General features: G+C 38.7%; 2 protein-coding genes. Both read left to right on the top strand.

Annotation, left to right across the window (positions count from 1 at the left end):
- The first annotated feature begins 60 nt into the window (after positions 1–60).
- The gene (locus FTT74_RS13845) at positions 61–516 is read left to right on the top strand and encodes a helix-turn-helix domain-containing protein (RefSeq protein ID WP_004973749.1); all 456 of its coding nucleotides are present in this window, start codon (positions 61–63) and stop codon (positions 514–516) included.
- On the top strand, positions 506–1,072 hold the full coding sequence (locus FTT74_RS13840; protein WP_121533679.1) for an IS630 family transposase: 567 nt from the start codon (positions 506–508) through the stop codon (positions 1,070–1,072). The genes FTT74_RS13845 and FTT74_RS13840 overlap by 11 nt, the downstream gene beginning before the upstream one ends.
- The last annotated feature ends 10 nt before the right edge of the window (positions 1,073–1,082 follow it).

Here is a 1,082-nt window from a genome sequence, read left to right as displayed (position 1 = left end):
TAAGTTGACAAAAATAACTAATCATGCGAAAAAGTTTTTTTAGTTAACAGATGTTCACACATGCCTCGAATTGTTTCTGTACCACTTAGTTTAGAACAGCGAGAACGACTCATTTTTCTGGCCAAGCATGCAAAACATTGGCGTGAAAGACAACGTGCCCAAACTATTCTCTGGCTTTCTGAAGGTAAAAGTGTTGCGGAAGTTGCCACTCTACAAGAACGTATCCCAGAAACCATAAGGCTACAACGTCGACGTTGGGAATTGTATGAGTTTGAATCGATTAAAGAAGGTCATCGCTCAGGTCGGCCCAATACATTGATCTCAGACTATCAGGCGAAAATCCTAGATTGGGTCAATACAAGTCCACTCAATGCAGAACAAATCCGAGTCAAACTACATGAAGAATACGAAGTGTCCGTGTCTGTTGAAACCATTCGTAAGTTTTTACGTGATTCAGGTATGGTCTTCAAGCGTACCCGTCATAGCTTGAAAAAAAAGAGATCCGATTGCATTTGAACAAGCAACACAGCAGATTGAAAAATTACGAGAGCAAGCGGCACGTGGTGAAATTATATTAGGTTATGTTGATGAAACAGGGTTTTCATCTACACCTGATAACCGCTATGCGTGGACAAAGATAGGTGATGTTCATGCGGTTGATGCAATAAGATTAAAACGAGTTAATGTCATGGGGTGTTTGCTTTCAACGGGGAAACTGGTGACAAGTTGTTTACAAGAGTCAGTTACAAGCACTTGGTTTTATGCCTATTTAACTGGAATAGCTCAACAAGTAAAACAGACTTATAACCTTCCATTGGTTCTTATTGTTGATAATGCCTCGATTCATAGAAGTAAAAAGATGGCTGATTACAGAGAGCTACTTAAAAGTAACTTTTCGACGAATTTGTATTTTATTCCAGCTTATAGCCCTGAGTTAAATCGAATCGAGATGGTATGGAAGCAGATGAAATATTATTGGCGAGATTTTCAAGTCATGACAGCTGATAAAATAGAGCAATGGGTGGAGAGAGTATCAAACCAATTCGGAAAAGAATACATGTTTACTTTTTAATGACAGCTTA

The sequence above is a fragment of the Acinetobacter sp. YH01007 genome (genome assembly GCF_013420425.1).
In the GTDB taxonomy this organism is placed as follows: Bacteria; Pseudomonadota; Gammaproteobacteria; order Pseudomonadales; family Moraxellaceae; genus Acinetobacter; species Acinetobacter towneri.
Note: the sequence above shows the minus strand (reverse complement) of the source record. Positions and strands in the feature narration are given on the sequence as shown.

Bases quoted from the DNA above. Each gene is read 5' to 3' on its own strand.
- FTT74_RS13845 (WP_004973749.1), top strand. From the start codon at position 61: ATGCCTCGAATTGTTTCTGTACCACTTAGTTTAGAACAGCGAGAACGA.